Annotated in this window: 20 protein-coding genes; 11 read left to right on the forward strand and 9 right to left on the reverse strand. The window is 69.6% G+C overall.

The genetic code is table 11. The features are described 5' to 3' along the window. Position 1: 1 nt before the first annotated feature. The gene (locus tag A176_RS33675) at positions 2 to 1,711 is read right to left on the reverse strand and encodes an acyclic terpene utilization AtuA family protein (protein WP_002637753.1); all 1,710 of its coding nucleotides are present in this window, start codon (positions 1,709 to 1,711) and stop codon (positions 2 to 4) included. Positions 1,712 to 1,775: 64 nt separating this feature from the next. On the opposite strand from A176_RS33675, the gene A176_RS33680 reads away from it, so the two are divergent. Both A176_RS33680 and A176_RS33685 read left to right on the forward strand, forming a co-directional pair. Continuing rightward, positions 1,776 to 2,444: a TetR/AcrR family transcriptional regulator gene (locus tag A176_RS33680; RefSeq protein ID WP_044890226.1), complete on the forward strand. Its 669-nt coding sequence runs from the start codon at positions 1,776 to 1,778 to the stop codon at positions 2,442 to 2,444. A 46-nt stretch (positions 2,445 to 2,490) separates the two neighbouring features. After that, positions 2,491 to 3,369: an SDR family oxidoreductase gene (locus A176_RS33685; RefSeq protein ID WP_002637755.1), complete on the forward strand. Its 879-nt coding sequence runs from the start codon at positions 2,491 to 2,493 to the stop codon at positions 3,367 to 3,369. Positions 3,370 to 3,434: 65 nt separating this feature from the next. Here the strand turns inward: A176_RS33685 and A176_RS33690 are convergent, their stop codons facing one another. From A176_RS33690 to A176_RS33700, 3 genes are all read right to left on the reverse strand, one after another. After that, on the reverse strand, positions 3,435 to 4,553 hold the full coding sequence (locus A176_RS33690) for a hypothetical protein (protein ID WP_002637756.1): 1,119 nt from the start codon (positions 4,551 to 4,553) through the stop codon (positions 3,435 to 3,437). A 261-nt stretch (positions 4,554 to 4,814) separates the two neighbouring features. Then, complete coding sequence (locus A176_RS33695; RefSeq protein WP_002637757.1) at positions 4,815 to 5,279, reverse strand: macro domain-containing protein; 465 nt, start codon at positions 5,277 to 5,279, stop codon at positions 4,815 to 4,817. 48 nt (positions 5,280 to 5,327) lie between these two features. Next, positions 5,328 to 8,732, reverse strand: a complete 3,405-nt coding sequence (locus A176_RS33700) for an amidohydrolase family protein (RefSeq protein WP_002637758.1) — start codon at positions 8,730 to 8,732, stop codon at positions 5,328 to 5,330. A gap of 162 nt (positions 8,733 to 8,894) precedes the next feature. On the opposite strand from A176_RS33700, the gene A176_RS33705 reads away from it, so the two are divergent. The 4 genes from A176_RS33705 (at position 8,895) to A176_RS33720 (ending at position 11,833) form a co-directional block, all read left to right on the forward strand. Then, positions 8,895 to 9,923, forward strand: coding sequence for a hypothetical protein (locus A176_RS33705; protein WP_002637759.1), 1,029 nt, complete (start codon positions 8,895 to 8,897; stop codon positions 9,921 to 9,923). Between the two features lie 107 nt (positions 9,924 to 10,030). After that, complete coding sequence (locus A176_RS33710) at positions 10,031 to 10,483, forward strand: PaaI family thioesterase (protein ID WP_002637760.1); 453 nt, start codon at positions 10,031 to 10,033, stop codon at positions 10,481 to 10,483. Then, positions 10,480 to 10,947, forward strand: coding sequence for a PaaI family thioesterase (locus A176_RS33715; RefSeq protein ID WP_044890228.1), 468 nt, complete (start codon positions 10,480 to 10,482; stop codon positions 10,945 to 10,947). Before A176_RS33710 ends, A176_RS33715 begins: the two co-directional genes overlap by 4 nt. 142 nt (positions 10,948 to 11,089) lie before the next feature. Beyond that, complete coding sequence (locus A176_RS33720) at positions 11,090 to 11,833, forward strand: DUF4142 domain-containing protein (RefSeq protein WP_002637762.1); 744 nt, start codon at positions 11,090 to 11,092, stop codon at positions 11,831 to 11,833. 2 nt (positions 11,834 to 11,835) lie between these two features. Here the strand turns inward: A176_RS33720 and A176_RS33725 are convergent, their stop codons facing one another. From A176_RS33725 to A176_RS33740, 4 genes are all read right to left on the reverse strand, one after another. Next, a complete protein-coding gene (locus tag A176_RS33725) occupies positions 11,836 to 13,317 on the reverse strand; it encodes a protein kinase domain-containing protein (RefSeq protein WP_002637763.1) in 1,482 nt (493 codons plus the stop codon). Between the two features lie 72 nt (positions 13,318 to 13,389). Beyond that, entirely contained in the window at positions 13,390 to 13,707 is a 318-nt protein-coding gene (locus A176_RS33730) for a pilus assembly protein N-terminal domain-containing protein (protein ID WP_002637764.1), read from the reverse strand. 80 nt (positions 13,708 to 13,787) lie between these two features. Beyond that, positions 13,788 to 14,705: a sigma-70 family RNA polymerase sigma factor gene (locus A176_RS33735; protein ID WP_002637765.1), complete on the reverse strand. Its 918-nt coding sequence runs from the start codon at positions 14,703 to 14,705 to the stop codon at positions 13,788 to 13,790. Between the two features lie 154 nt (positions 14,706 to 14,859). Beyond that, positions 14,860 to 15,198, reverse strand: a complete 339-nt coding sequence (locus tag A176_RS33740; RefSeq protein ID WP_002637766.1) for a hypothetical protein — start codon at positions 15,196 to 15,198, stop codon at positions 14,860 to 14,862. Positions 15,199 to 15,475: 277 nt separating this feature from the next. On the opposite strand from A176_RS33740, the gene A176_RS33745 reads away from it, so the two are divergent. From A176_RS33745 to A176_RS33760, 4 genes are all read left to right on the forward strand, one after another. Further along, positions 15,476 to 16,828 (forward strand): RtcB family protein, encoded by a 1,353-nt coding sequence (locus tag A176_RS33745; RefSeq protein WP_002637768.1) that lies wholly within the window; start codon positions 15,476 to 15,478, stop codon positions 16,826 to 16,828. Positions 16,829 to 16,966: 138 nt separating this feature from the next. Further along, on the forward strand, positions 16,967 to 17,899 hold the full coding sequence (locus A176_RS33750) for a TIGR02266 family protein (protein ID WP_002637769.1): 933 nt from the start codon (positions 16,967 to 16,969) through the stop codon (positions 17,897 to 17,899). A 178-nt stretch (positions 17,900 to 18,077) separates the two neighbouring features. Next, positions 18,078 to 18,566 (forward strand): cupin domain-containing protein, encoded by a 489-nt coding sequence (locus A176_RS33755; protein WP_044890229.1) that lies wholly within the window; start codon positions 18,078 to 18,080, stop codon positions 18,564 to 18,566. Between the two features lie 137 nt (positions 18,567 to 18,703). Further along, positions 18,704 to 19,606 (forward strand): MBL fold metallo-hydrolase, encoded by a 903-nt coding sequence (locus A176_RS33760; RefSeq protein ID WP_002637771.1) that lies wholly within the window; start codon positions 18,704 to 18,706, stop codon positions 19,604 to 19,606. A 15-nt stretch (positions 19,607 to 19,621) separates the two neighbouring features. Here the strand turns inward: A176_RS33760 and A176_RS33765 are convergent, their stop codons facing one another. After that, positions 19,622 to 21,898: a sensor histidine kinase gene (locus A176_RS33765; protein WP_002637772.1), complete on the reverse strand. Its 2,277-nt coding sequence runs from the start codon at positions 21,896 to 21,898 to the stop codon at positions 19,622 to 19,624. Between the two features lie 242 nt (positions 21,899 to 22,140). Here A176_RS33765 and A176_RS33770 point away from each other — a divergent pair, with 242 nt between their 5' ends. After that, on the forward strand, positions 22,141 to 24,351 hold the full coding sequence (locus tag A176_RS33770; protein WP_044890230.1) for a hypothetical protein: 2,211 nt from the start codon (positions 22,141 to 22,143) through the stop codon (positions 24,349 to 24,351). The last annotated feature ends 61 nt before the right edge of the window (positions 24,352 to 24,412 follow it).

Genomic DNA, 24,412 nt, shown 5'->3' on the forward strand with positions numbered 1-24,412 from the left:
GTCACTCCTTCCCTTCGCGCAGCAGCGCCTCGGGGATGTCCATGTGCCGGGAGCGCAGCCACTCCCCCAGCGCCTTGCCCTGTGGGTCGAAGCGCGTGGAGGAGGAGACGCCCTCTCCCAGCATTCCATCGATGACGAAGTTCAGCCCCCGGAGGTTGGGGAAGACGTGCCGCTCGATGCGCAGGGGCGCCGCCTCGGGGAGCAGCTCGCGCAGCTTCGCCTCCGTGAGCGCATGCGCCAGCCACCGCCACGCCGCGTCCGAGCGTGCCCAGACGCCAATGTTCGCGGTGCCACCCTTGTCGCCGCTCCGCGCGGCGATGATGCGTCCCATCGGCGCGCGGCGCGTCGGGCCTCCCAGGGCCTGGGCCGGCAACGGCGCGGACTCCACCGGCTCCAGCGATTGCGACTCCGACGGCGGCGCGATGACGGTGCGCGTCCCATCTTCGAGCACGGCGACGTGCTCGATGCGCCCCGCCTCGACATAGGCCGGGGTGTAGACACCGTACGGCGCGCCATCCGAAGGCGGCGCTGTCATCGTGAAGCCGGGATAGCTGCCCAGGGCCAGCTCCACGGCCGCGCCGCTGAAGGCCCGTCCCACGACCTTCGCGTCCGAGTCCTTCACCACCACGCGCAAGAAGGCGGCGGCCTGCTCTTCCGTGGCCGCGTCCTCGCGGTCCGTCCGCGTGAGCATCCACTGGACTTCCTTCGGCTTGCGCGTCAGCGCCACCTCGAGCTGCTCGCGCGCCAGCCGCGCCTTCTCCTCGATGTCCAACCCCACGAGGATGAACGTGGCTTCGTTCCGGTAGCCGCCCAGGTGGTTGAGGCACACCTTCACCGTGGGCGGAGGCGGCTCACCCCGCACGCCGGAGATGCGGACACGGTCCTTCCCTTCCTGCGCCAGGGTGACGGTGTCGAAGCGCGCCGTCGCATCGGGGCCCGCGTACCGCGCCCCGGTGATTTCATAGACGAGCTGCGCCAGCACCGTGTCCACCGTCACCGCGCCGCCCGTGCCCGCGTGCTTGGTGATGACGCTGCCGCCGTCCTCGTGAAGCTCGGCCAGCGGAAAGCCAGGACGCCGCGCGTCCAGCTCCGTGAAGAACGAGTAGTTGCCCCCCGTGGCCTGCGTGCCGCATTCGAGCACGTGGCCCGCGACCATGGCCCCCGCGAGCTTGTCCCAGTCATCCACCTTCCAGCCGAAGTGCGCCGCGGCCGGCCCCACCACCAGCGAGGCATCCGTCACCCGTCCGGTGACGACGATGTCCGCTCCGGAGCGAAGGCACTCGGCGATGCCCCACCCGCCCAGGTACGCATTCGCGGTGAGCGGCGAGCCCAACCCCAGCGCGTCCGCCTGCGCGGAGAGGTCATCCCCCTCCACGTGCGCGACCTTCACCTTCACCCCCAGCTTCGCGGCGACCTCGCGCAGCGCGGCGGCCAGGCCCGCGGGGTTCAGTCCTCCCGCGTTGGTGACGACCTTGACCTGCTTCTCCACCACCAACGCCAGACACTGCTCCATCTGATTCAGGAACGTCTTGGCGTAGCCCGTGGCCGGGTCCTTCATCCGGTCACGGCCCAGAATCAGCATCGTCAACTCGGCCAGATAGTCGCCGGTCAGGACATCGAGCTGGCCGCCTTCGAGCATCTCCCGGACCGCTGAGAAGCGATCTCCATAGAAACCCGAGGCATTGCCGACACGCAGGGGGGACGCGGACATGAGCTCTCCACTCGGCAGCAACGAAGACGCGCGAGTCTTGGCAGGCGTCTCTAAAAAAGCAAGCGTGCTTGCTTTTTTAACGGTCGGCTCGCATCCTGGCCGGGTGAGTGAGGTATCCGGCCCCCCAGGCAGGCAGGAGCAGGAGCGCAGCCGCGTCACGCGTCAGCGGCTGATGGAGGCCGCCATTGGCGCCCTCTCCGAATCAGGCTGGGCGGGCGCGACGATGACGGTCATCGCCGAGCGGGCGGGTGTGTCCCGAGGCGCCTGTCAGCACCACTTCCCCACCCGCGCCGACCTGGTGGCCGCCGCCGTGGAGTACGTGGGGCATCAGCAGGTGGAAGCGGTCATTCGCAAGGCCGACAAGCTTCCGGCCGACGCGCGCCGCACGGAGGCCATCCTCCACATGCTGGCCGGCATCTACCTCAGCCCGGTGTTCACCGCGGCGGTGCAGCTCTGGGTGGCCGCCGTGGCGGATGCGGAGCTGCGCGCGCAGCTCGCGCCGTTGGAGGCGCGCGTGGGCCGGGAGTTCCACCGGCTGACGGTGCAGCTTCTCGACGTGGATGACAGCGACGCGGAGGTGCGCGAGCTGATTCAGGCCACGTTGGACCTCATCCGCGGGCTCGCGCTGGCGAACCTGCTTCGGGACGACAGCGCGCGCCGGAAGAAGGTCCTGCACCGCTGGTCTCTCACGTTGGAGAAGGCCCTGAGCGCTCGGCGCTCGCAGCGGGCTTGACGACTCACGACTTCCTTCACGAACGACCTCCATTTCAGGAGCTGACATGGGCTACCGCTCTCTCTTCGCACCCGGCTGTTTCAGCAACCGCACCATCGTCGTCACCGGCGGCGGCAGTGGCATTGGACGCTGCACCGCGCACGAGTTGGCCGCGCTGGGCGCCAACGTCGTCCTGGTAGGCCGCAAGGCCGACAAGCTGGAGGCCGTCGCCCGGGAGATTCAGGAGGACGGCGGCAAGGTGTCCTTCGAGGTGCTCGACATCCGCGACGAGGAGGGCGTGAAGACCACCGTGGCGCGCATCGTCGCCGCGCACGGCCCCATCCACGGCCTGGTCAACAACGCGGGCGGGCAGTTCCCCTCGCCGCTGTCGGCCATCTCCAAGAAGGGCTTCGACGCGGTGGTGTCCACCAACCTCACCGGCGGCTTCCTGATGGCGCGGGAGGTCTACCTCCAGTCCATGAGCAACCACGGGGGTTCCATCGTCAACATGCTCGCGGATTCGTGGGGCGGCATGCCGGGCATGGGGCACTCGGGCGCGGCGCGCATGGGCATGCTCAACCTGACGCAGACGGCGGCGGTGGAGTGGGCCGCGTCTGGTGTGCGCGTGAATGCCGTGGCGCCGGGCTGGGTCGCCTCCAGCGGCATGGACAGCTACAAGGACGAAGGCGTGAAGGCGATGATTCCCCTCCTCAAGAAGGAGGTGCCGCTCCAGCGGCTCGCCACCGAGTCCGAGGTGAGCGCCGCCATCGTCTTCCTGCTTACCGACGCCGCGGCCTTCATCACCGGCGACGTCATCAAGATTGACGGTGGTGCGTCGTGCAACACGAAGATCTTCCCGCTGGAGGAGACCACCGCCTCCAAGCCCTACGAGGGCTTCCACCGCGCGACGGCGCCGCGCATCCTCGGCGGGGAGTCGAAGGAGTAGGCGGGGAACAACGGCCCCGCTTCCGCCCGTGCCGCGCGGAAGCGGGACGCTACTGTCTCAGAGGCTCAGAGCCCGTCCGGGTAGCAGAAGCCGTAGCTGCGGTCGAAGCCGCCGCTCGCGAGCGGGTAGGACACGAAGCCCAGCTCCTCACCGGGGCCGCACTGTGAACGGGCGCGCTTGTAAGGGAAGCAGGTGCCACGGCCCGTGCGGTTCAGGTCGAGGCACGCGCCGCGGGCGCCCTCGACGCCGCAGAACTCAGCGTAGCCCAGGGTGCACTCCTCGCCGATGAGGGCCGGGTCGAAGTCGAAGCCCGCCGCCACCTGCACGGACTGCTCCTGGCACAGCCCCTGGACGCCGCACACGGTGCCCGAGGGGCAACCGGGGTCGGCGGCCATGAAGTCACACGTGGCCATACACGTGCTCGGGGAGCCCCAGGCCGTCGTACAGGCGAAGCCCTCGGCGCAGTCGGTGCTCGCCAGTTCGTACTCGCTGGTGGGCGCCGTGTACGTGCACGCCTCGCCGTGCGTCTTGGTGCCGAGCGACTTCTCCAGCGTGCCGTCATCCGCGGCGCGGTTGGTGGCCACGCAGGTGTGGCCGGGGATGTTCGACGTCACCGAGCCCTCGCGGGGGTCACACCCTCCCTGGCGGACGGTGTTCCACGTCGCGAAGCGGATCCACCGGCACTCGCCGCCCGCCACTGGCGCGGTGCCAGAGTAAGGCGCGGACAGCGGCGGCGCGGCCACCGACTGGCGCAGCGTCACGTTCGCCAGCGCGCCAATCGTCTGCTGCGGCGACACCTTGAGCGCGAGCAGGAGGGAGCCCGACTCCGCCACGAAGGTCCGCGCGGTGGACGTCCCCGAATCCTGCACGCCCCACACGCACTGCTCACACGTGAAGAGGTTGGTACCTCCCGTCGCCAGGTCATAGAGGCCGGGCTGGGTGTTCACGTCCAGCCGGATGCGGGCGACATCCGCGGCCGCCGGGTCACCCTGGTCGGAGAACGTGCCGACGTAGGTCGGCTGCGAGCCGTACTGCACCGGCGTCCGCTCGATGCCGTTCGTCAGCTCGCCCATCGTGATTTCGGTGCACCCGGCGGGGGGCGTCAGCAGCGCCGCCTCCGCCTCCGCCGCGCGCAGCGTCTCCTGCTCGGGCACGGGGGACGGGTCGGCCGGCTGCTCCGGCACACCACATCCCACCACAGCGGTCAGCAATGCCACACTAAAACGCCACTTACCTACAAATGCAACTCCAGAACGTCGATTCATCATGAGGTCCAGTCCAGTTGCCGTCCCGGCCGTTCGGCTTGCCCTGATTGGCTCAGGGCGAGCGAGGATTAGCCGAAGAGTCTGACATTCGGCAACAGGCTGCTCTGCGGCGCCTGACAAATCCTTTCGCAGTAATGTTCATTGACTTTCGCGCACCGGAGGGTGGGCTATCGCCAAACCCTAACGTCGGAAACGCACGACGCTCACGTCGAGGGCGCCGGCTTCCACGTCCAGGACCTCACGCATCAACTCCAGGGCCCGTGCCTCATTGAAGCTGCCGGAGCCCGCGCCGATGACGGGGAAGGCCACGGAGCGGAATCCCCGCTCGCGGGCCCTGGCCAAGGCATTGCGGACGGAGTCCTGGATGGAGCGCTCCGAGGCTCGCCAGAGCATGTTGATGCCCGCCACGTGGATGATGCCCTTGAAAGGCAGACGCCCCGCGGACGTCACCACGGCCGAGCCCAATGGCATGGCCCCCGCCTTCGCCACCTCCCGGAAGGGCCCTGTCCCGCCCCGGCGCTTGATGGCCCCGGACACCCCCTGCGGCAACAGCAGCCACCAGGGGATGATGTTCCGGTTCCACGCGTTGACGATGGCCTCGACGGGCTGGTCGAGCAGGTCACCTTCGACGACAGAGACGGGCATGGCGCGAACTCTAGCGCCAGCCCGCCTGTGCAGCGCCTGTCAAAACGCTCAGTCGCACGAATGCGTGTGCGTATGCTCCGTGGCCTTCGGGCTCCAGCCTTCGTTGCCGTCCTTCTCGAAGAAGAACTTCGCGCGCGGGCGCTGGCGCGTCCCCACCTCGTTGAGCGTGGCCGCGTCGTACAGACGCCCGTTCACCATGGTGTAGCGCACGGACCGGCTGTGCTTCAGGTCCTGCAAGGGATTGCCATCCAGCACGATGAGGTCCGCCAGCTTGCCCTCCTCCAGCGAGCCAATCTCCCCATCCAGGCCCAGGTAGCGCGCCCCGCTCAGCGTCGCCGAGCGCAGCGCCTGCAACGGCTTCATCCCGCCGTGGCCGAACATCCAGACCTCCCAGTGTGCCGCCAGGCCTTCCCGCTGGCCGTGCGCGCCAAGCTGCACGCTCACGCCCGCGTCACTCAGCTCCTTCGCCACCTTGGCGGCGGCGAAGTGGCCGAACTCGTCGTCCGGCACGTGCATCGGCCGGCGGCTGCGCGCGTCCACCACCCGGCGCGGGACGAAGGACAACAGCCGCTCGTCCTCCCAGACGTTCGTCTTCTGGTACCAGTAGTTCTCACCCCACACGCCGCCGTACGCCACGCCCAGCGTCGGAGTGTAGCCCGTGCCGCTCTTGCCCCAGAGCTGCTTCACGTCCGCGTAGATGCGCGCCACCGGAATCGCGTGCTCCACGCCCGTGTGCCCATCCACCACCATGGTCAGGTTGTGCTGGAGCAGCGAGCCGCCCTCCGGCACCACCAGCATGTCCAGCTCGCGCGCCGCCTGGAGCACCTTCTGCCGCTGGTCCCGGCGCGGCTGGTTGTAGCTCTTCACGCTGAAGGCCCCCATCGCCTTCATCCGCCGCAGGTGCGAACGCGCATCGTCCGCCGTCTCGATGGGCGCGCGGTACCCCGTCCCTGACGCACCATAGAGAATGGTCCCCGTGGAGAAGATGCGCGGCGCCACCACGCCGCCCGCCCGCGCCATCTCGCTGGCCGCGAACACCTCTTCCGACGAGTTCGACGGGTCGTGCAGCGTCGTCACACCGAAGGCCAGGGACGAGGCATGCACCCAGCTCTGCTCGGGCATCAGCCCGTCCATGCCCATGGGCCCGTGCCAGTGCACGTCGATGAGGCCGGGCATCAACGTCTTGCCCTTCACGTCCACCACCTTCGCCCCCGACGGCACCTGCACCTTGCCCACCGGACCCACCGCCACGATGCGGTTGCCCCGCACCACCACCACGCCCTGCTCGAGGACCTCGTCACCCTTCATCGTGATGACGCGGCCCCCCACGAAGGCCAGCGTGCCCTCCGGCACGTCCGCCTTCACCGGGAAGGAGATGTCCACGCCCTTCTCCGGCGCCTCCGGCAGCTTCTCCGGCGCGCCGTCGATGAACGCGAAGCTGTCCTTCAGCGAGCGCGTGTAGAACTCGGGCCCCAGCGCCCAGTGCAGGCGCTGACTGTCGCCGGACCAGTGCAGGAACATCCCCGCGTCCCGGCTCACCTTCGACTGCGGCAGCGCCTTCGCGCTCGGCCCCACCGTGGCCGACTTCGCCCCCAGCGCGAACGGGACGATGTACGCGTTGAAGTTCTCCCGGAACGCCACCCACTTCTCGTCCGGTGACACGCGCAGCTCGGTGGCTTCGGCGCTGGTCAGGTGCGTGCGCTCCTCGCCCCCGCTCAGCCCGATGCTCTTCAGCGAGCGGACGTCCTCCTTCTCCTTCCGCTCCGCGTGCAGGAAGTACACGCGGTCCAAACGCGCACCGAAGTGCGGCTGCTCACCGTCACGCACCAGCCGCTTCGGGGTGCCGCCGCCCACGGGCATGGCGAAGAGGCCCGTGTTGCGGCTCCACTGTCCGGGCATCAGGTAGCCATCCCCCGACGCGCGGTACACCAGCGTCTTCCCATCCGGGCTGAGCGCGGGCTCCACGTAGTAACCCGGGTCCTTCGTCAGGACCTTGCCCTCGCCGCCCGTGGCGGACACCAGGCGGATGGTGCCCATCTTCTCGTCGTCCCACGTCGTGTAGACGATGGAGCGCCCGTCCCGGGAGAACGACGGATAGAACTCGAAGTGGTCGTCCTGCTTCGTCAGACGCCGCGGCGTCCCCGCCGGCAGCTCCTTCACGTACAGCTTGCCCAGCGACTGGTACACCACGCGGTCCCCCTTCGGGGACACCTGTACCCAGCGCAGCATCTTCGTGTTGAAGCGCTCGGGCGCCACCGCCTGTGGGCTGCGCACGACCTCGGCAATCGTGCGCGTGCTGCGGACGCGGAAGGGAATGGGCGTCACCTTCTTCGTGGCCACGTCGATACGCTGGAGCTTGCCGCCCGCCCAGAACACGAGGGACGTGTTGTCCGGCGTCCACGCCAGCGTCGGATACACGCCGTGGATGGCCCACGTCTCCTGCATGTCCCGGTCGAGCCCGTCGTACAGCGGGCGCTCCGCGCCAGACACCACGTCGGTGACGTAGAGCACGCTCTTGCCGCGCACGCGGCGGACGAACGCCAACTGCTTGCCATCACGCGACGGCGTGGGGCGGATGGAGCCGCCCGGCCCGGTGACGAAGGGGTCAATCTCCTTCGTCTCCAAATCCAGACGCTGGATGGCGTAGATCTGTCCGTTGGGGTCCTTGTTGTATTCGAAGGACTTCCCCGGCGTGACGTCCTGGCTGAAGTAGACGTAGCGCCCGTCCGGGGAGTACGCGGGCTCGCCCAAATCCTTCTGGTCGTTGGTGCGCTCGGTGAGCTGCACGCCCTCGCCGCCGGAGCGGTGGTACATCCACACCTCGCCCGCGCCCAGCGAACGCCGCGCGGTGAAGTGCTTGCGCGCCACGATGAACTGGCCGTCCGGGCTCCACGCGGGGCTGTTGAGCAGCCGGAACTTCTCCTCCGTCACCGCCCGCGCGTTCGAGCCGTCCCGGTCCATCACCCAGATGTTGTCGCCCCCACCGCGGTCGCTGGTGAAGACGATGTGCTTCCCATCCGGGCTGAAGCGCGGCTGCATGTCCCACGCGACGCCGGACGTCAGCGCCTTCGCCTCGCCACCGCCCATGGGCACCACATAGATGTCACCCAGCAGGTCGAAGACGATGGCGTCTCCGCGCGGGCTGACGTCCACGTTCATCCACGTGCCCTCGGTGACGTCGATGTTCACCTGACGTGAGGGGAAGCCGGGCGCGTCCACCTTCCAGGTGTCCTTGGCGTCCTTCTCCGCCTTCTGCGCGGCCTCACCGGAAGGAGGTGGCGCCGCGTTCACCTCGGCGGCGCGGGCGGCGTCGCGCGCGGTGTCCTTCGTGTCGGGGGATGGCTGCGGCGGGTCTTGCCGGACCGCGGGAGGCTTCGCCGGAGCTTGCTGCGCGGCCCACGGCGCGGTGGGCAGCAGCAGGACGGCGAGGAGGGAGGAGGTCAGTCGTTTCACCAGAAGTCCTCTTCAGGGAGTAACCGTGTGTCGGGTGGCGGAGACTACCCGGCCCCATGGGGCCAGGGGGTGCCGGCCGTGAACAGGCGGACAGGCGAGCCTCTTCCGGGCCGTGTAAGCTCACACCCGTCGAGCCCCATCGACTCCCAGGGGGGAGCCTCCATGCAGACGCGTAACCATTCCTCGTCCGGGCCGGGCGCGAAGAAGCTCGCCGTGCTCGTCATCCATGGCATCGAGGTGGATGACCCAGGTCTCTTCGACACCGCCGTGCGCCTCTTGCACAAGCATTTCGGGGAACACGCGGGAGCCCACCCGGACGCCCTCGTCGTCGAAACGGTGAACTGGGCCTCCGTGCTGGAGAGCGCGGAGAAGGATTTGCTCGCCCGCTACGGCCCCCCGGACGCGGAGACGTACTGGAAGTCCCTCTACGACAGCGTGCGCTCGGTGAACCAGGGCCACGAATCCGCGCTCGTCCCGCTGATGCTCCGCATGATGCGGCCGTCCCTGCGCGGCATGGACCTGCGATACCCCGGCCTGCGCTGGATGCTGGTCCACTTCGTGGGCGACATCATCGCGTACCAGACGAACCCCGCGGACCCGGACGTCTACACGAGCATCCACCGCAAGGTCGCCGAGGCCCTGGGCCGCCTGCGCGAGAAGGCCGGTGACGACGCTCCGCTCTGCGTCATCGCGCACAGCCTGGGCAGCGTCATCGCCAGCAACTACTTCTACGACTTGCAGGTCCAGCGGCTCGCGGGACGGGACATCATCGAGGACTCGGTGCGCGCGGCCCAGGGCGGCTCGCCCCTGGAGCGCGGCGAGACGCTCAGCCACTTCTTCACGCTGGGCAGCCCCATGGCCCTGTGGAGCCTGCGCTATCCCCACGCCGGGCTCGACCAGCCGGTGCACGTGCCCGCCCCGGAGCTGGCGCGCCATCACCCGGGCCTGGGTGGGCAGTGGATCAACTTCTACGATGACGACGACGTCTTCGCGTGGCCGCTCCGGCCGCTCAGCGAGGCCTACCACGCGCTCGTGGAGGACCGGTCCGTGCGCGTGGCGGGTCCGCTCTTCTCGTGGACGCCCCTGGTCCACCCCTTCTACTGGTCGGATGACGGGGTGATGTGCGACATCGCCGCGTCGCTCGCCGGTGCGTGGAAGCAGCTCGCCAACGCCCCGTGCGTCGCCGCGTAGCCCGCGAGGACACCGGGGGAAGCGGTCCGGCACGCCAAGTGTGGGCAGGCATGCGCATCGCTACAACGCGGTGTGCCATGCGGCCTTGAATCTGGTATCGCGCCCTCATGTCGGACGACTTCACGCTTCCCGAAGACAAGGCCGGGCGGTTGGAGCGCTGCGCCCTCTTCTACACGGACGTGGTGCCCCACAATCATGCGCTGGGGCTGCGGCTGGTGGACGTTGGCGCCGCCGAGGCCACCGTCGAGCTGCCCTACGCCGAGAACCTCATCGGCAACCCGGAGACGAAGGTCATCGCGGGCGGCGCGGTGACGACGCTCATCGACGCCACGTGTGGCACCGCGGTGTTCCTCAAGCTGGGCCGCTTCGCGCCGCTCGTCACATTGGATTTGCGCATCGACTACCTGCGCCCCGCGCGCCCTGGCGTCGTCCTCACCTGCGTGGCCGAGTGCTACCGGCTCACGCGTCAGGTCGCCTTCGTGCGCGCGCTCGTCCACCAGGGCGACCCGGGCCATCCGGTGGCCTCCGCCCAGGGAACCTTCATGCGGACGGAGGAATGACGGCCATGAGTGACACCCCGACCTCCCCTCCCCTCCCCGAGTTGGTGCGCCAGGTGCGCAAGTCGCGTGAGTACAAGCGGCTCACCGACGCCATCCCCTACACGCGCTTCATGGGCATCGGCGTGGAGAACCTCGCCGGCGAGATGCTCTGCCGCATGGCCTTCAACCCGAGGAACATCGGCAACAGCCTGCTGCCCGCGCTGCATGGCGGCACGCTCGGCGCGCTGCTGGAGTCCGCGGCCGTCTTCGAGCTGCTCCTCCAGACGAACACCGAGCGCGTGCCCAAAGTCATCTCGCTCACCGTGGACTTCCTGCGCTCGGGCAAGCCGCAGGACACCTTCGCCAAGGCGCTCATCACCCGCCAGGGCCGGCGCGTGGCCAATGTGCGGGTGGACGCGTGGCAGGACGACCGCACGCGGCCCATCGCCAGCGCGCACGCGCTGTTCCTGCTGTCGGAGCCGTAGTCGTTCTCACGACGGCGGGATGCCCTCGGGGCCCCGGGCGCTCCGAAGCGGGAGCGCCCGCCCCGCCGTCCGCCGCCCCTGCCCCACGCCTGGAGCCGCCTCCACCTTCGGCCTGATTTCTCAAGGGCACCGGAGGTGGACGATGAAGCGATGGATGATGGCGGGCTCCCTCGTGTGGGCCAGCGCGGCCCTGGCGCAGCAGGCGCCGCAATCCCAGACGCAGAATGGAACGGATGACACCGAGGGCATGATTCGCATGGGCCGGCCCGACGCCATCGACCAGGGAGAGGCCCTGGAGCCAGTGTTGGAGGGCACGGGCGGCTCCGGCCCCCAGGGCGCCGCTCCCGATGCCCGGGGCGCGGCGCTGATGCAGCAGGGCTTGATGCCCATCCCCACGGAGGAGCAGGCCTTCCTGAACGCGCTCCACCAGGCCAACCAGAATGAAGTGAAGCTGGGCAAGCTCGCGCAGCAACAGGGCACGGCCCAGGGTGTGAAGGATTATGGCGCACGGCTGGTGAAGGACCATCAACAGGCGGACCAGCGCCTGATGGCCTACGCCAAGGCGAAGAACCTCACCCTGTCCGAGCCCCAGCCCGACACCGACTTCGCGAAGACGCTGGAGCGCGAGGAGCAGGCGTCCATGGCGATGCTCCAATCCCTCCAGGGCCCCGCGTTCGACCGCGCCTTCCTGGCCTCCATGGTGGCCGACCATGACATCGACATCGCCAAGGTGATGGCCGGGCAGCAACAGTTCGCGAGCAACTCCGAATTGAAGCCCGTGCTCGATGACATGTTGCCCACCCTGCGCGAGCACCGGCAGCAGGCGTACCGGCTGCTGGGCCAGGAAGCACCGCGACAGGCCCGCAGGCCACCCGGCGGACGCTGACGTCAGCGCGCGGTGACGGACACGGAGAAGATTTCCATCTGTCCCGCCTCACCGGCCCACGTCACCAGGTACGTGCTGCCTTCCGCCTCCCCGGTGAGGCGCAGCTTCCCATTGCCCAGGGACTCCACGCTCAAGACGACCGGGTCGCTCACCGCGACGCGCCGGAGCCCTGGGACGGACAGCTCACGCACCTCGTTCAAACGCAGGGGCGGAAACGAAGCCGCCGAGGGCGCGCCGTCCGCCCCCGCCAGGACCGCCCGCAGTTGCGCGTCAGCCGCTGGGGGGGCCTCGGGTGAGGGAAGACGCCACAGGGCGACGCCGAAGCCCGCGAGCAAGGCCATCAGGGAGAGCACCGCTCCCACGATTCGGATTCGATGGCGCAGCGGGAGTCCCGCCGGTTGAGTCAATGCGGTCATGAGTGCATCCATGGAAGCAAAGCGCTGCTCCGGATCGGGCGAGAGCCCTTGGGCCAGTCCAGCGCGAATGTGTCTCGGCAGGTCCTGGGAGCGCCTCCGGGAGGGCAGGTTCCGTGGAGCGGCGTCCGAGGGAAGAAGCGATGGCCGCTCTCCCTCGAAGGCCTCGTGGAGCGCGACACAGAAGCTGTACTGGTCACTGCGCGCGTCCACCGCATGTCCCGCGTGCTGCTCGGGAGACATGTAGGCGGGTGTCCCGGCGACCTGACCGTGACGCGTGAGCACCGACGCCTTCGCGGAGGTGGCCTCGTCCCTCCCTTCCATCTGCACGGTGCTCGGCACCGCCGCGTCCTGTCTCGCGAGGCCGAAGTCGGTGACGCGCACCCGTCCGTCGAAACCCACCAGGACGTTGGACGGCTTGAAGTCGCGATGCACCAGCCCGGCCCGGTGCGCGGCGGCCAGTCCCGCTCCCGCCGCGAGGAACACGTCCAGCACCTCGCGCCAGGGCCGTTCCCGCTCGCGGAGCCACTCCGCCAGCGTGGTGCCCTCCACCCACTCCATGGCCAGGAAGTCCCGCCCCTCCGCGGTGCCCAGTTCGAAGATGGGCAACACGTTGGGATGTGACAGGCGTGCCATCGCTTGGGCTTCCCGGAGCAACCGGGCCCGGCCCTCCTCCTCCGCGCCCTCGCGCAACGGCCGCAGCAGCTTGAGCGCCACCCGCCGCCCCAACCGGCTGTCATCCGCCGCGTACACCACGCCCATGCCGCCCATCCCCAACACACCGCGAATCACATAGGGCCCCAGCCGCGTGTCGGGCGGAAGCCCCGTGTCTGGCGACGGGTCCGACAGCGTGGGCAGCCCCGTGTCCAGCCGCGTGGGTGTCCTGGAGTGCCCGGTGCCCGGAAGCGAGGACTCGGCCGCGACGGCGGCCACCAGCTCCCGGCACTCCGCGCAGCCATCGAGGTGCGCCTCCACCTCCAACACCTTCGCGGATGGCAACGCGCCACTGGCAAAGGCCGCGAGCAGGTTCTCGTCCGGACAGGCCGGCAGGGAGGAGGGCACCAACGTCATGATGTGTGTCGAATCATCGCAGCGTGGACAGGCCCCGGGAAGCCCGGGGCACCGCACACCGAGGCGCGTGCCTCAGTCCTGGACGACGACGCGGTAGGTGCCGAGCTTGTTCTCGGAGCCCGCCCAGGTGAGGAGGGTCGTCTCACCCGCCTTGACGCCGGTCACCTTCAGCACGCCCTTGCCCTCGGTCTTGATGTCCGCGACGTCGGGGTCACCCACGGCGACACGGACCAGTCCCGGCACGTTCAGCTTCTGGTGTCCGCCCTTCTTCAACGTCAGCGTCGTCTCGCCAGCGGCTTGAGCGGCGGGAGCCGGCTTCGCCTCCTCCGCGAACACAGGGGTTCCCACGAGCGTCAGCGCGACCAGGGCCAGCTTCATTCCGAAATGCATGGTGTGTCCTCCACAGGGGGTTTCTTCCACCTTCACGGGGGAGACACCGGCCACTCCGGGGCGTTGCATTTCGCCGCGAATTATTTCGGCGACCCCGTGTGGCTCAGGAGGGACGGCAGGCTCAAGTCCAGCTCGCCATGCAGCGCGCGCATCAGGCTGTGCAGCTCGCCCGAGGTGAGCTGGAGCCGCTCCGCCAATCGCTGGCGCGTCCCCTCCATCACCGACTCCCGCGCGCGGGCCACCCAGCGTGACACGGTGGACTTGTGCGTCTGGTACAGGGTGCCGATGCGCTCCAGGCTCAGGCCCTCCACCGCGTGGAGCCGCAGCACGGTGCGCTCGCGCGCGGGCAGGGCCTTCAGCGATTCGGAGAGCGCCCTTTGAAAGTCCTCGCGGTGGTGGCGCTGGAGGTAGGCGAGCTCGACGTCCGCCGCGCCCGCGCCACTCGCCAGCGGCACCGCTTCGGCTTCCTCCTCCGCGTGGGCCCTCCGGCGCTCCGTGCGTTGAAGGTTGAGGGCCGTGCGCACCGCCGCGGCGCGCAACCAGGCCGCGAGCGGGCCACTGCCCTGGTACTCCGCCATGCGCGCGGGGCGGTTTCCCTCGGGCACGAGGAGCCGCTCACGGAGCTGCTGGAGCACCTCGGACGGTTCCACGCCGGATGCCTTCAGCCGCGACACCGAGGCCGCCGCCTTGGGCAACACCTGCCGCTCCAGCGCGGCGTGCGCCGTGGTGTCTCCCCGCGCGCAGGCACAGGCCAGATAGAGGTCGGCGCCGTGCACCGTGGCGAGCACCCGCGCGGGGTCCTCATCCCTGGGCAGACAGCCGGCGAGGTGGCGAAGGAAGTCCTCCTCCTCCAACGCGACGCCCTCCCAGGTGCTCACGCCCGCGGCGTGAAGCGACGCCAACGCGTCCTCCAAACCGGAGAGGCGTTCGTAGCCCTCGCGGACGCCGGGTTCGAGTTGCTGGAGGAAGACGAGCGAGCGGCGCTGCTGCGTTCGCATGCGAACCTCGGCAAGGCCTGTACCTGGAACGGCACGGCGCCCTGCCTTGTTAGCCTGCTCCCTCCATCCGTTTCCACTCAGGGCAGCGCAACACCCACACTGCTGGCGCGCGAGGGCTCCGCGTTCCTCCGCGAATCACTCGCGCGCCAAGGTCCTACATGGACACGGACTTGCTCGGGTCGAACGGCTTCTTCTCCGGCTCGCGTGTCCGGACCTGCTGCGTGTCCGCCTGCTTCGAGGCGTCCTGATTCTTGCGCGGGGCTTCGACCTCCGCCTTCACCGGGGCCTCGCAGTGCTCACCCTTCCGGTTCGGGTGGCAGTGCCGGATGCCGTACACATGGTGGCAGCCACAGGGGTCCACCCGCTTCTTCGCGCACGCCGAAGGATTGAACACCGGGGATGCTGCTACCTCCACCGGCTTCTGCGCCTGCTCCTCCTCCACGGGCCCCGCCTGCAACGCCATCGCCAGGAAAATCCCACCAAGGAAACCCATCGCCCACCCCCTACCTGGATGCTGCGGAATGGATGGGAATGAAATCCGCACGTGACAAGTCCCGCGCCGATCGGACCTTCGCCGTCCGCTCGCGAGCTGACGCTCGCCCCCTTGTGCCGGTGCGCTTCGCGGCGCCTTCTGCCTCCGAATTCGCTCGCCTTGCCGCCTGTGCCCCCAGCATCCTCTTCTCCTGTTCTCGGGTTCCGGCCCCTGGCGTCAGCTTCCCTGGACGCTTCCGTCGCTGCCGCGTGTTCATCCCACCTGGGGGAGTCGAGTCATGAGCTGGAAGCAGCGGCTGGAGAAGGTCTCGGAAGGGCACTACACCCTGCCGAAGACCAAGAGCATGAAGGTCGATGCGGACCTGTTCCTGTCCGACAAGTTGCTGTGGGGGGAGGGCCCCGAGCAACCCGGCCTGGAGGACTCCGTCTTTGACCAGGTGGTGAATGCCGCCTCCTTCCCCGGGGTCACCCGCGTCGCCGTCACGCCGGACTGTCATCTGGGCTACGGAGTTCCCATTGGCACGGTGGTGGAAACGGACGGCATCCTCCTGCCCACCGCCGCCGGGTACGACATCGGCTGCGGCATGGTGCAGCTCCAGACGACGCTCATGGCCGAGGACGTCGCCGACCCCGCCAAGCGCCGCCGCTGGATTGACGAGGTGACGAAGCGCATCGCCGTGGGCGTGGGCGCCAGCCGCGTGCAGCGCCAGCGGCGCGTGACGGACCGCACCTTCGGCGACGTGGTGCGCCATGGCGCCAAGGCCCTGGGCCGGGGCAACGCCGTCACCGAGCGCGACTACATCCCCGTCGAGGACGACCGGGTGGACATCCCCGAGCGCGCCTTCGGCAAGCGCGAGCAGTTGGGCAGCCTGGGCGGCGGCAACCACTTCACCGAGATGCAGGTCGACCAGGACGGCCGCGTGTGGGTGATGCTGCACACCGGCAGCCGGGGCTTCGGATGGAACATCGCCAAGCACTTCTTCGTGGAGGGCGCCGCGCAGCTCGGCCTCAAGAGCCGCAGCGAGGACCATGTCTGGCTGGACGCGGAGAGCCCGCTGGGCCGCGACTATTGGAACCTGCACAACATGGCGGCCAACTTCGCGGTGGCCAACCGGCTCATCATTGGTGAGGCGGTGTGCGACGCGCTCGAGGCTGTCTTTGGCGGCACGGCCCACGTCTATTACGAAATCTCCCACAACCTCATCCAGAAGGAGGCGGGCAGGTTCGTCGCGCGCAAGGGCGCCACGCGGGCGTTCCCCGGTGGACACCCCGCGCTCAAGGGCACGCCGTGGGAGAAGTCGGGCCACCCCATCCTCATCCCGGGCTCCATGGAGACGGGCAGCGCCATCCTCTTCGCGGAGCCGGGGGCCGAGAAGTCCATCTACTCGGTGAATCATGGCTCCGGCCGGCGCATGTCTCGCGGCGAGGCGCGGCGCGTGCTGAAGCAGGACGCCACCGACCAGCGCATGGCCGAGGCCGGCATCCTCCTCAACACCCGCCAGACGCCGCTGGATGAATCCGGGCCTTGCTACAAGAACCTGGACGACGTCCTGGAGACGGTGGAGATGGCCGGGCTCGCCCGGGTGGCCCACCGCCTCAAGCCGGTGGCCTGCATCAAGGGCGCGGACTGAGCGAACGCGGCCCGGGGAGAGGCCGCCTGCCTGCTCCTGGCGGCACGGCGGGGCCCCGGGTCATTCCGGGCGCGGCGCGTGGGACTCGTGGCGTCGCCAGGGGGACGCTACAGTGGGCGCCCCTGGAGTCCCTCGCAAATGACCTCGCCGTCCCCTGCTGCCCGCATGCCCCCGGCTGCTTCCCGTGAAGCGGAGCTGGCTCGCGCCGAGAATGAGCTGTCCACGCTGGAGGCCCGGCTCCATGAACAACTGGCCCAGGCCAGCACGGACGCCTCCGCGCTCTCGGCCCGGCTGGAGCAGACCCGGCAGGCGCTGACGAAGGCCCACCAGGCCCCCGGCGCGGATCCCCTGTTGGGTGAACAGGCCTCCCGGCTGCAGGTCGCCGCGGCGCCCGCGTTGGACGTCGAGGCGCCTCGCGCGAAGGCGCTGGAGGCCCGGCAGGCCGCGTTGCAGGCCCGGCGCCAGGCGGGTTCGGAGATGCAGGCCCTGCTGAAGGCCCATCAGGAGCAGACGGCCCAGGTGGTTCGCGCCGTGGCCGAGGCGGAGGCCGTGCTGAAGCGGCAGGCCGACGCGGCCCGGGCCCGGCAGGAAGCCGCCGCTCGGTCGCAGCAGGAGGCCGCGAAGAACCGGCAGGCGGAGCTGGCACGGGCCGCCGCCGCGGCGAGGGCCCAGGGGCACGCCCCCGTCCCCGCGGCCGCGCCCCGGCCCGTGGCGCCTCCGGATGGGAAGGATGCCCGGCGCAACGGGCGGGTGCGGATGCACACGTCCATCGACATGCGCAGTGACTCCAACTTCTTCACGGGTTTCTCATTGGACATCAGTGAGGGCGGCGTCTTCATCGCCACCGTGGACGCGGTGCCGCGCGGCACGCAGGTGGAGCTGGACTTCACGCTGCCGGGCGGGCGGCCCATGAAGGTGACGGGCGTGGTGCGCTGGGTGCGCGAGGCCAACGCCCGCACCCCGGAGCTGATGCCGGGCGTGGGCGTGCAGTTCACCGGACTGCCGGACGAAGTGGCCACGGCCATCTCTTCGTTCGTCACCACGCGCGACCCGATGTTCTTCCCAGACTGAGATGAGACAGTTTCGCGACACGCGGGCGCGCTGTTTCACGCTATCCGTCCGGTAGTCGACCTCGCTGCCACTCCCGCACGCCGACAGGCGGGATTATCTTCCGCAGAAGGCAGACAATCGACGTCGAATTCATGGCGCGAGCCATCCCAGCGGCGCCGCGGAAGGAGAACACACCCGCATGAGCGCGCCCCATCGAAGTTCAACAGTCCTCACCGGACGGCCCCCGCGGTGGGATTCCCGCCGCCGCGTGAATCCGGCCCGGGCCATGGAGTCCGCCTCGCGCGCGCTCGACGCGCCCGTTCCCGAGGTGGACAAGGTCAACCTCGCGCAGAAGCTGGCGCTCTTCTCCGAGCACTGGTCCCCCAAGGTGGTGGGGGAGTTGAATGGCCAGCACGTGCGGCTCGCGCGGCTGCATGGGCCCTTCGTCTGGCATCAGCATGAGGCCGAGGACGAGCTGTTCCTGGTGCTGCACGGCCACCTGCGCATGGAGCTCCGCGAACGCACGGTGGACGTGGGTCCCGGTGAATTCATCATCATCCCCCGCGGCGTCGAGCACCGGCCCGTGGCGGAGGAGGAGGTCCACGTGCTCCTCTTCGAGCCCGCCAGCACGCTCAACACCGGCGATGTCCGCGAGGCGCGCACCGCCGAGCAGCTCCAGCATCTCTGAGACGAACGCCTCGGCACCCACCGGGCGGGCGAGCCTCTTGCCGCCACGCTCGCGCGGATTCCTCCTTGGCGGCACGCAGCGCACCTTAGCTCCGGACCCGGGCCGCTCCTGCGGCTCACTCGCGAGGAGCGGAAGCGATGCGCATCCACCACCTGAACTGCACCACCCTGTGTCCGCCGGGTGGCCGCCTGGCGGACGGGCGGAAGGGCTTCAAGGGGCCGGCGGCGCTGACGTGCCACTGCCTCCTGGTGGAAGGTCCGCGTGGGCTCATCCTGGTGGACACCGGCTTCGGCCTGGAGGACGTGAAGCACCCGCGTCCCCGGCTGGCACCGATGTTCCTCGACGTGCTGACCCGGCCTCGGCTCAACGAAGGGTCCACGGCCATCCGGCAGATTGAGCGCATGGGCTTCCGGGCCGAGGACGTGCGCGACATCGTCCTCACCCACCTGGACTTCGACCACGCGGGCGGCCTGGATGACTTCCCGCACGCCCGGGTCCACCTGCTGTCGGACGAGTACCAGAGCGCCTTCGCTCAGGCGACGCCGCTGGACCGGCGCCGCTACCGGCCGCTGCAATGGATGAATGAGACGCAGTGGGTGACGTACCCGTCGGGTGGAGACGGGGGGCGCTGGTTCGGCTTCGAGTGCGTGCGGGACTTGACGGGCCTGCCGCCGGAAATCCTGCTGGTGCCGCTGCCCGGCCACACGCTGGGCCATGCGGGCGTGGCCATCCAGGACGGCAGCGGGTGGCTGCTGCACGCCGGAGACGCGTACTTCTACCACGGGGAGATGGCGCCGGACCGGTACCGGTGTACGCCCGTGCTGCGCGCCTATCAGAAGCTGATGCAGAAGGACGGGTACCTGCGCTGGCACAACATGCGCCGCCTGCGCGAGCTGGTGCAGCGGCACGGACGGGACGTCACCGTGTTCTGCGCGCACGACTCCCTGGAGTTCGAGCTGCTGGAGGAGCGGGAGAGGTCGCCGGACCTGGACTCCCCCTTGAGGCACTTCGTGGACGCGCAGCCGCCGCTGCATGTCTGACGACCGCCGCGTGTTTCACGAATGCAGCGACGGACCCGTGGAGTCACGCAGGTCCGCGCTTCGCTGGACGAGCGGCAGCTCCATTGTGAAGGTCGCGCCCCTACCCGGCACGCTCTCCACGCGGATGGTGCCGCCGTGGGCCTCCACCAACTGCCGGACGATGTAGAGCCCCAGGCCAAAGCCTGAATGCTTCCCTCCCGAGAGCTCCCGCTCGAAGCGCTCGAAGATGCGCCGCTGCGCCTCCGGCGCGATGCCCTCGCCGTGGTCCTTCACCACCAGCCGTGCTCGCGCCATGCCCGCATGCTCCACCCGAATCTCCACCGGGTGCCCCTTGCCGAACTTCAGCGCATTGGACAGCAGGTTCGTCACCACCCGGTCCAATCGCAGCCGGTCCCACCGGCCCACCAGCCCCGGCTCCGTGCCGAGCTCCAACGTGCAACCCGCATCCGCCGCTTGCTCGGAGAAGCGCTCCGCCACCTCATTCACCAGCTCCGACAGGTCCACCGGCGCCACGTCCAGCGTCAGCTTCCCCGACGACAGCCGCGACAAGTCCAACAGGTTGTGCAGCAACTGCCCCAGGCGCTGTGTCTGCCGCAGCGCCGCCGCCAGTCCATTGCGCGCCTTCTGGCCTCCCGCCAGCTCCAAGCCCTGGAGCCTGTGCAGCAACAACTGCAACGTGTTCAGCGGGTTGCCCAAATCGTGCGCCGCCACGCCGATGAGCTCCACCGCCTCCTGTGCCTCGCTCCAGAGCCGCGCATTGTCCAATGCGAGCGCGGCTCGGCCCGCGACCTCTTCCACGAAGACCTTGTCCGTCACCGTCAAGCGCCGCTCCGGCGAGGACGTGAGCAAGACGAATACGCCCCGGATCTGCTGCCCCACCCGAAGCGGCACCGCCAGGTAGGAACGCACGCCCACCTTCTCCACCAAGGACAGGTGCTCGGGCCCTCCCAACCCCTGCGCCAACGTCTCCGGCGAGACGTCGCTGTTGAGCTCGGAACGCCCCGTGCGCATCACCTGCCAGATGCCCCACTGCGCATCACGCGGAGGCGGGAAGCGGCGCGCAGAGTCCCACAACCATTCCTCCTTCTCCGGCACCGCATGCGCGATGGCTCGAGGCCACAGGTCGCCGTCCGGCGTCACCAGGTAGAGCAGGCACGCATCCGCCACCTCCGGCACCATGATGCGCGTCAACTCGGCCACGGTCTGGTCCGGGTCCTGGAACTGGTGGAACAGGCCACCTGCTTCCGCCAGGAGCTGCTGCGTGCGGTCGGCGCGCCGGCGCTCGGTGATGTCGCGCGTCACCTTGGCGAAGCCCCGGGGCCGCCCGCGGCCGTCCTGAAGCACCGTGATGCTGACGTCCGCGAGGTAACGCGAGCCGTCCTTGCGCACCCGCCAGCCCTCGGTGTGCAACCGTCCGTCTCTCAGGGCCCGCTCGAGGTCCTTGTCCGGAATCCCCGCCGCCACCGCCTCGGGCGGGTAGAACACGCTGGAGGGCCGGCCCAGGATTTCGTCCTCGCGGTAGCCCATGATGCGCTCCGCCCCTGGGTTCCAACTCGCCACCCGGCCCTGTGCATCCAACAGGAAGAGCGCGTAGTCGCGCACACCCTCCACGAGGAGTTGGAAGCGCTCCACGTTGGCCTCCGCCTCCTGCTGGAGAGGCCGCAGCTTGCGCGTCAAGGTCCACGCCAGCATCGTCGCGCCCGCCAGCCCCAGGCTCCCCGCGAGCAGCGACAGCCCGAGCGCGCTCCGGTCCGTTGCCAGGCTTTCGTGGATGCCATCGGACAGCTTCGCCTCGGCTTCCTGGTGGAGCGTCCTCAGGCTGTCCACCGCGCGGCGCCGTGTGTCCGCGACGTGCCCGTCGAAAATCTGCTCCAGGCGCTGGCGCGCGACACCATCCTCCCGCTCCATGATGAGCGCCTGCACGGCCTCCTCATGCTCCAGCTCCGCGTGGGAGACCGCCTCCAGCAGCGTGGCGAGGGGTTCGTCGCCAAGCCGGCTGTTCAGCGACTCATAGGTGGCCATGAAGCGCTCACGCGCGACGGACATGTCCTGGGCGAAGAACGCGTCACCCGACAGGGCGTAGGCCCGACCACTCACCACCTTGTCGTTGAAGGTCCGCTCCAGGTGCTTGATGTCCAGCACGTCCCGGGACAGCTCCAGGATGCGCGCCTTGTGATTGGCCCGCACGGAGAGCAGCGCCACCACGGACGTTCCCGCCAGCACCAGCGCCACCAGCAGCGAGACGATGAAGCCGGCGCCCGCGCGCTGCGCGAACGTCCACGGACGTGCCACCCACCCTCCTCACCCAGACGTTCCCTGCCCGATGCAGTGCAGGGTGACCCGCCCTCCTCTCTGCAGCCAGGGGACTCGCCGGGTACGGGAACGTCGAAAACCGTGCGGTCTCGTGGACGCTCCCCGCGCCTCCGCCCCGCTGTGTGTGAACCGTCCAACCCCGGGCTCACACCGTGGCTGGGCACGAGCAGGCGTCAGCCCCACGTTGAAGCCGGGTGGTCAGGGCGGCGGGGCGGGAGCACATGCGCGGAGCGGGGCAACGGGGAGCGTGGTTCTGGGCGTGTGGCCTGGTGCTGTGGGTTGCGTGCAGCCATACGCAGCCCGACGAGACGGCGGACAGCCGCCAGCCCGCGTCCTCATGTCAGCCCATGACGTGTGCCTCGCAGGGCATGGACTGCGGCATCGCCATCGACGGCTGCGGCGGCACGCTGGAATGCGGCCAGTGCGGCCCGGACGAGGTGTGCGGCGGCGGCGGACGGCACAACGTCTGCGGTCCCGCGCCCTGCGAGCCCACCACCTGCGAGGCCCTGGGCAACGACTGTGGACAGGTTTCGGATGGCTGCGGCGGTGTCCTCGAGTGCGGCGGCTGTGAAGCCCCCGAGGCGTGCGGCGGCGGAGGAACCCCCAACGTCTGTGGCGAGCCCACTTGCACGCCAGACACCTGTGAGTCCCTGGCGCGCAACTGCGGCGCCGTACCGGACGGCTGTGGCGGCATCCTGAGCTGCGGCGCGTGCCCGGAGGGATTGTCATGCGGGGGTGACGGCACGCCCAACATGTGCGGCCGTGGCGTCTGCAAGCGGACCACCTGCGGCGCGCTGGGGAAGAACTGCGGACAGGTGTCCGATGGCTGTGGCGGCATGCTCGACTGCGGTGTCTGCGCGAACGGGCTGTCGTGTGGAGGCGGCGGCGTCCCCAACGTGTGCGGCAACCCGCTGTGCACGCCGGGGACGTGTGAGACGCTGGGGAAGAACTGCGGAGCGGTCGCGGACGGCTGTGGCGGCATGCTCGACTGTGGCGTCTGCGTGGATGGCGAGACGTGCGGTGGCACCGAGCCCAACGTGTGTGGGAGCGGCGTGTGCACGCCCCTCACCTGTGAATCCCAGGGGAAGAACTGTGGTGACGTGCCGGACGGCTGCGGTGGGCTCCTGGACTGCGGCTTCTGTCCGGGAGACCAGACGTGCGGCGGTGGCGGCGTGGACCATGTTTGCGGCAATCCCATCTGCACACCGGCCACGTGCGAATCGCTGGGGAGCGATTGCGGCACCGTGCCGGACGGCTGCGGCGGCGCGCTTCAGTGTGGGACGTGCGCGAACGGTGAGGTCTGCGGCGGAGGTGGAACGCCCAACGTGTGCGCGGCGACGTCCTGCCGGCCGTACACCTGCGGCCTGCTCGGGAAGACCTGCGGCAGCGTGCCGGATGGTTGCGGCGGATACCTGGAGTGTGGCACCTGCACCGCGCCCGAGTCCTGCGGCGCGACGGGCGTCCCCAATGTCTGCGCCGCGAGCGCATCCGTCTGCGTGGACCGCGACCTGGGCGACATGCTGCCCGTGATGCTGAAGGGCACCACCGCGCACGCGGGGGATGACCACCAGTCCTCGTGTGGTGGAAGCGGCGCGCCGGACCGGGGCTTCTTGTGGCGAGCGCCCAAGAGCGCGCTGTTCACCTTCGACACGGCGAAGTCGGCAATGCGCTCGCTCATCTCCGTGCGCAGCGGCGGTTGTGGTGGCGCGGAGCTGGCGTGCGCGAAGGATGGCATCAGCTATGGCGGCGGCGCGCGCGTCTCCGTGCCGCTGGTGAAGGGGCAGACGGTGCTGGTGGTGGTGGACTCGGCCAGTCCGGACCGCTTCAACGCGGGGTACTTCGAGCTGCACATCGACGAGCAACGGTCGAGCGAGGCGGGCTCCTGCTTCGACGGCATGGACAACGATGGTGACCGCTGGGTGGATTGCGCGGACCCCGACTGTCACGACGCGCCCGGCTGCGGCGGACGTGGGTGCGCGCACCACGACCTGGGCAGCGCGTTGCCCGTGACGTTCCACGGTGAAACGGCGGGCTCCGGAGATGGCTTCCAGGGCACGTGTGGCGCGCTGCTCCAACAGGACCGGGCGCACCTGTGGACGGCACCCAAGGCGGGCACCTACGTCTTCGACACGGCGCCAAATGAGTGGGGCAATGCACTCTACGTGCTCACCGGGTGCCGGGGCACGGAGCTGGGGTGCTCGGCCAATCCGAACCCGGGCCCGCGGGGCTCGCCCGCGGTGAAGGTGACGCTGGCGCAGGGGCGGACGGTCCTGGTGGTGGTGGACGGGATGGCGAATCCCGACCAGGACACGCCCATCCGCTACACGCTCCACATCAGCGAGTACGCCGAGACGGAGGCAGGCCGGTGCGCGGATGGCGCGGACAACGACGCGGATGGATTCGCGGACTCAGCGGACTCCGACTGCCGGTAGCGCGAGCGTGAGGCAACCGCGTGTGGAGGAGCACTCCCGTGCTCCTGCGCCGGACCTTCAA

The sequence above is a fragment of the Myxococcus hansupus genome (assembly GCF_000280925.3).
In the GTDB taxonomy this organism is placed as follows: domain Bacteria; phylum Myxococcota; class Myxococcia; order Myxococcales; family Myxococcaceae; genus Myxococcus; species Myxococcus hansupus.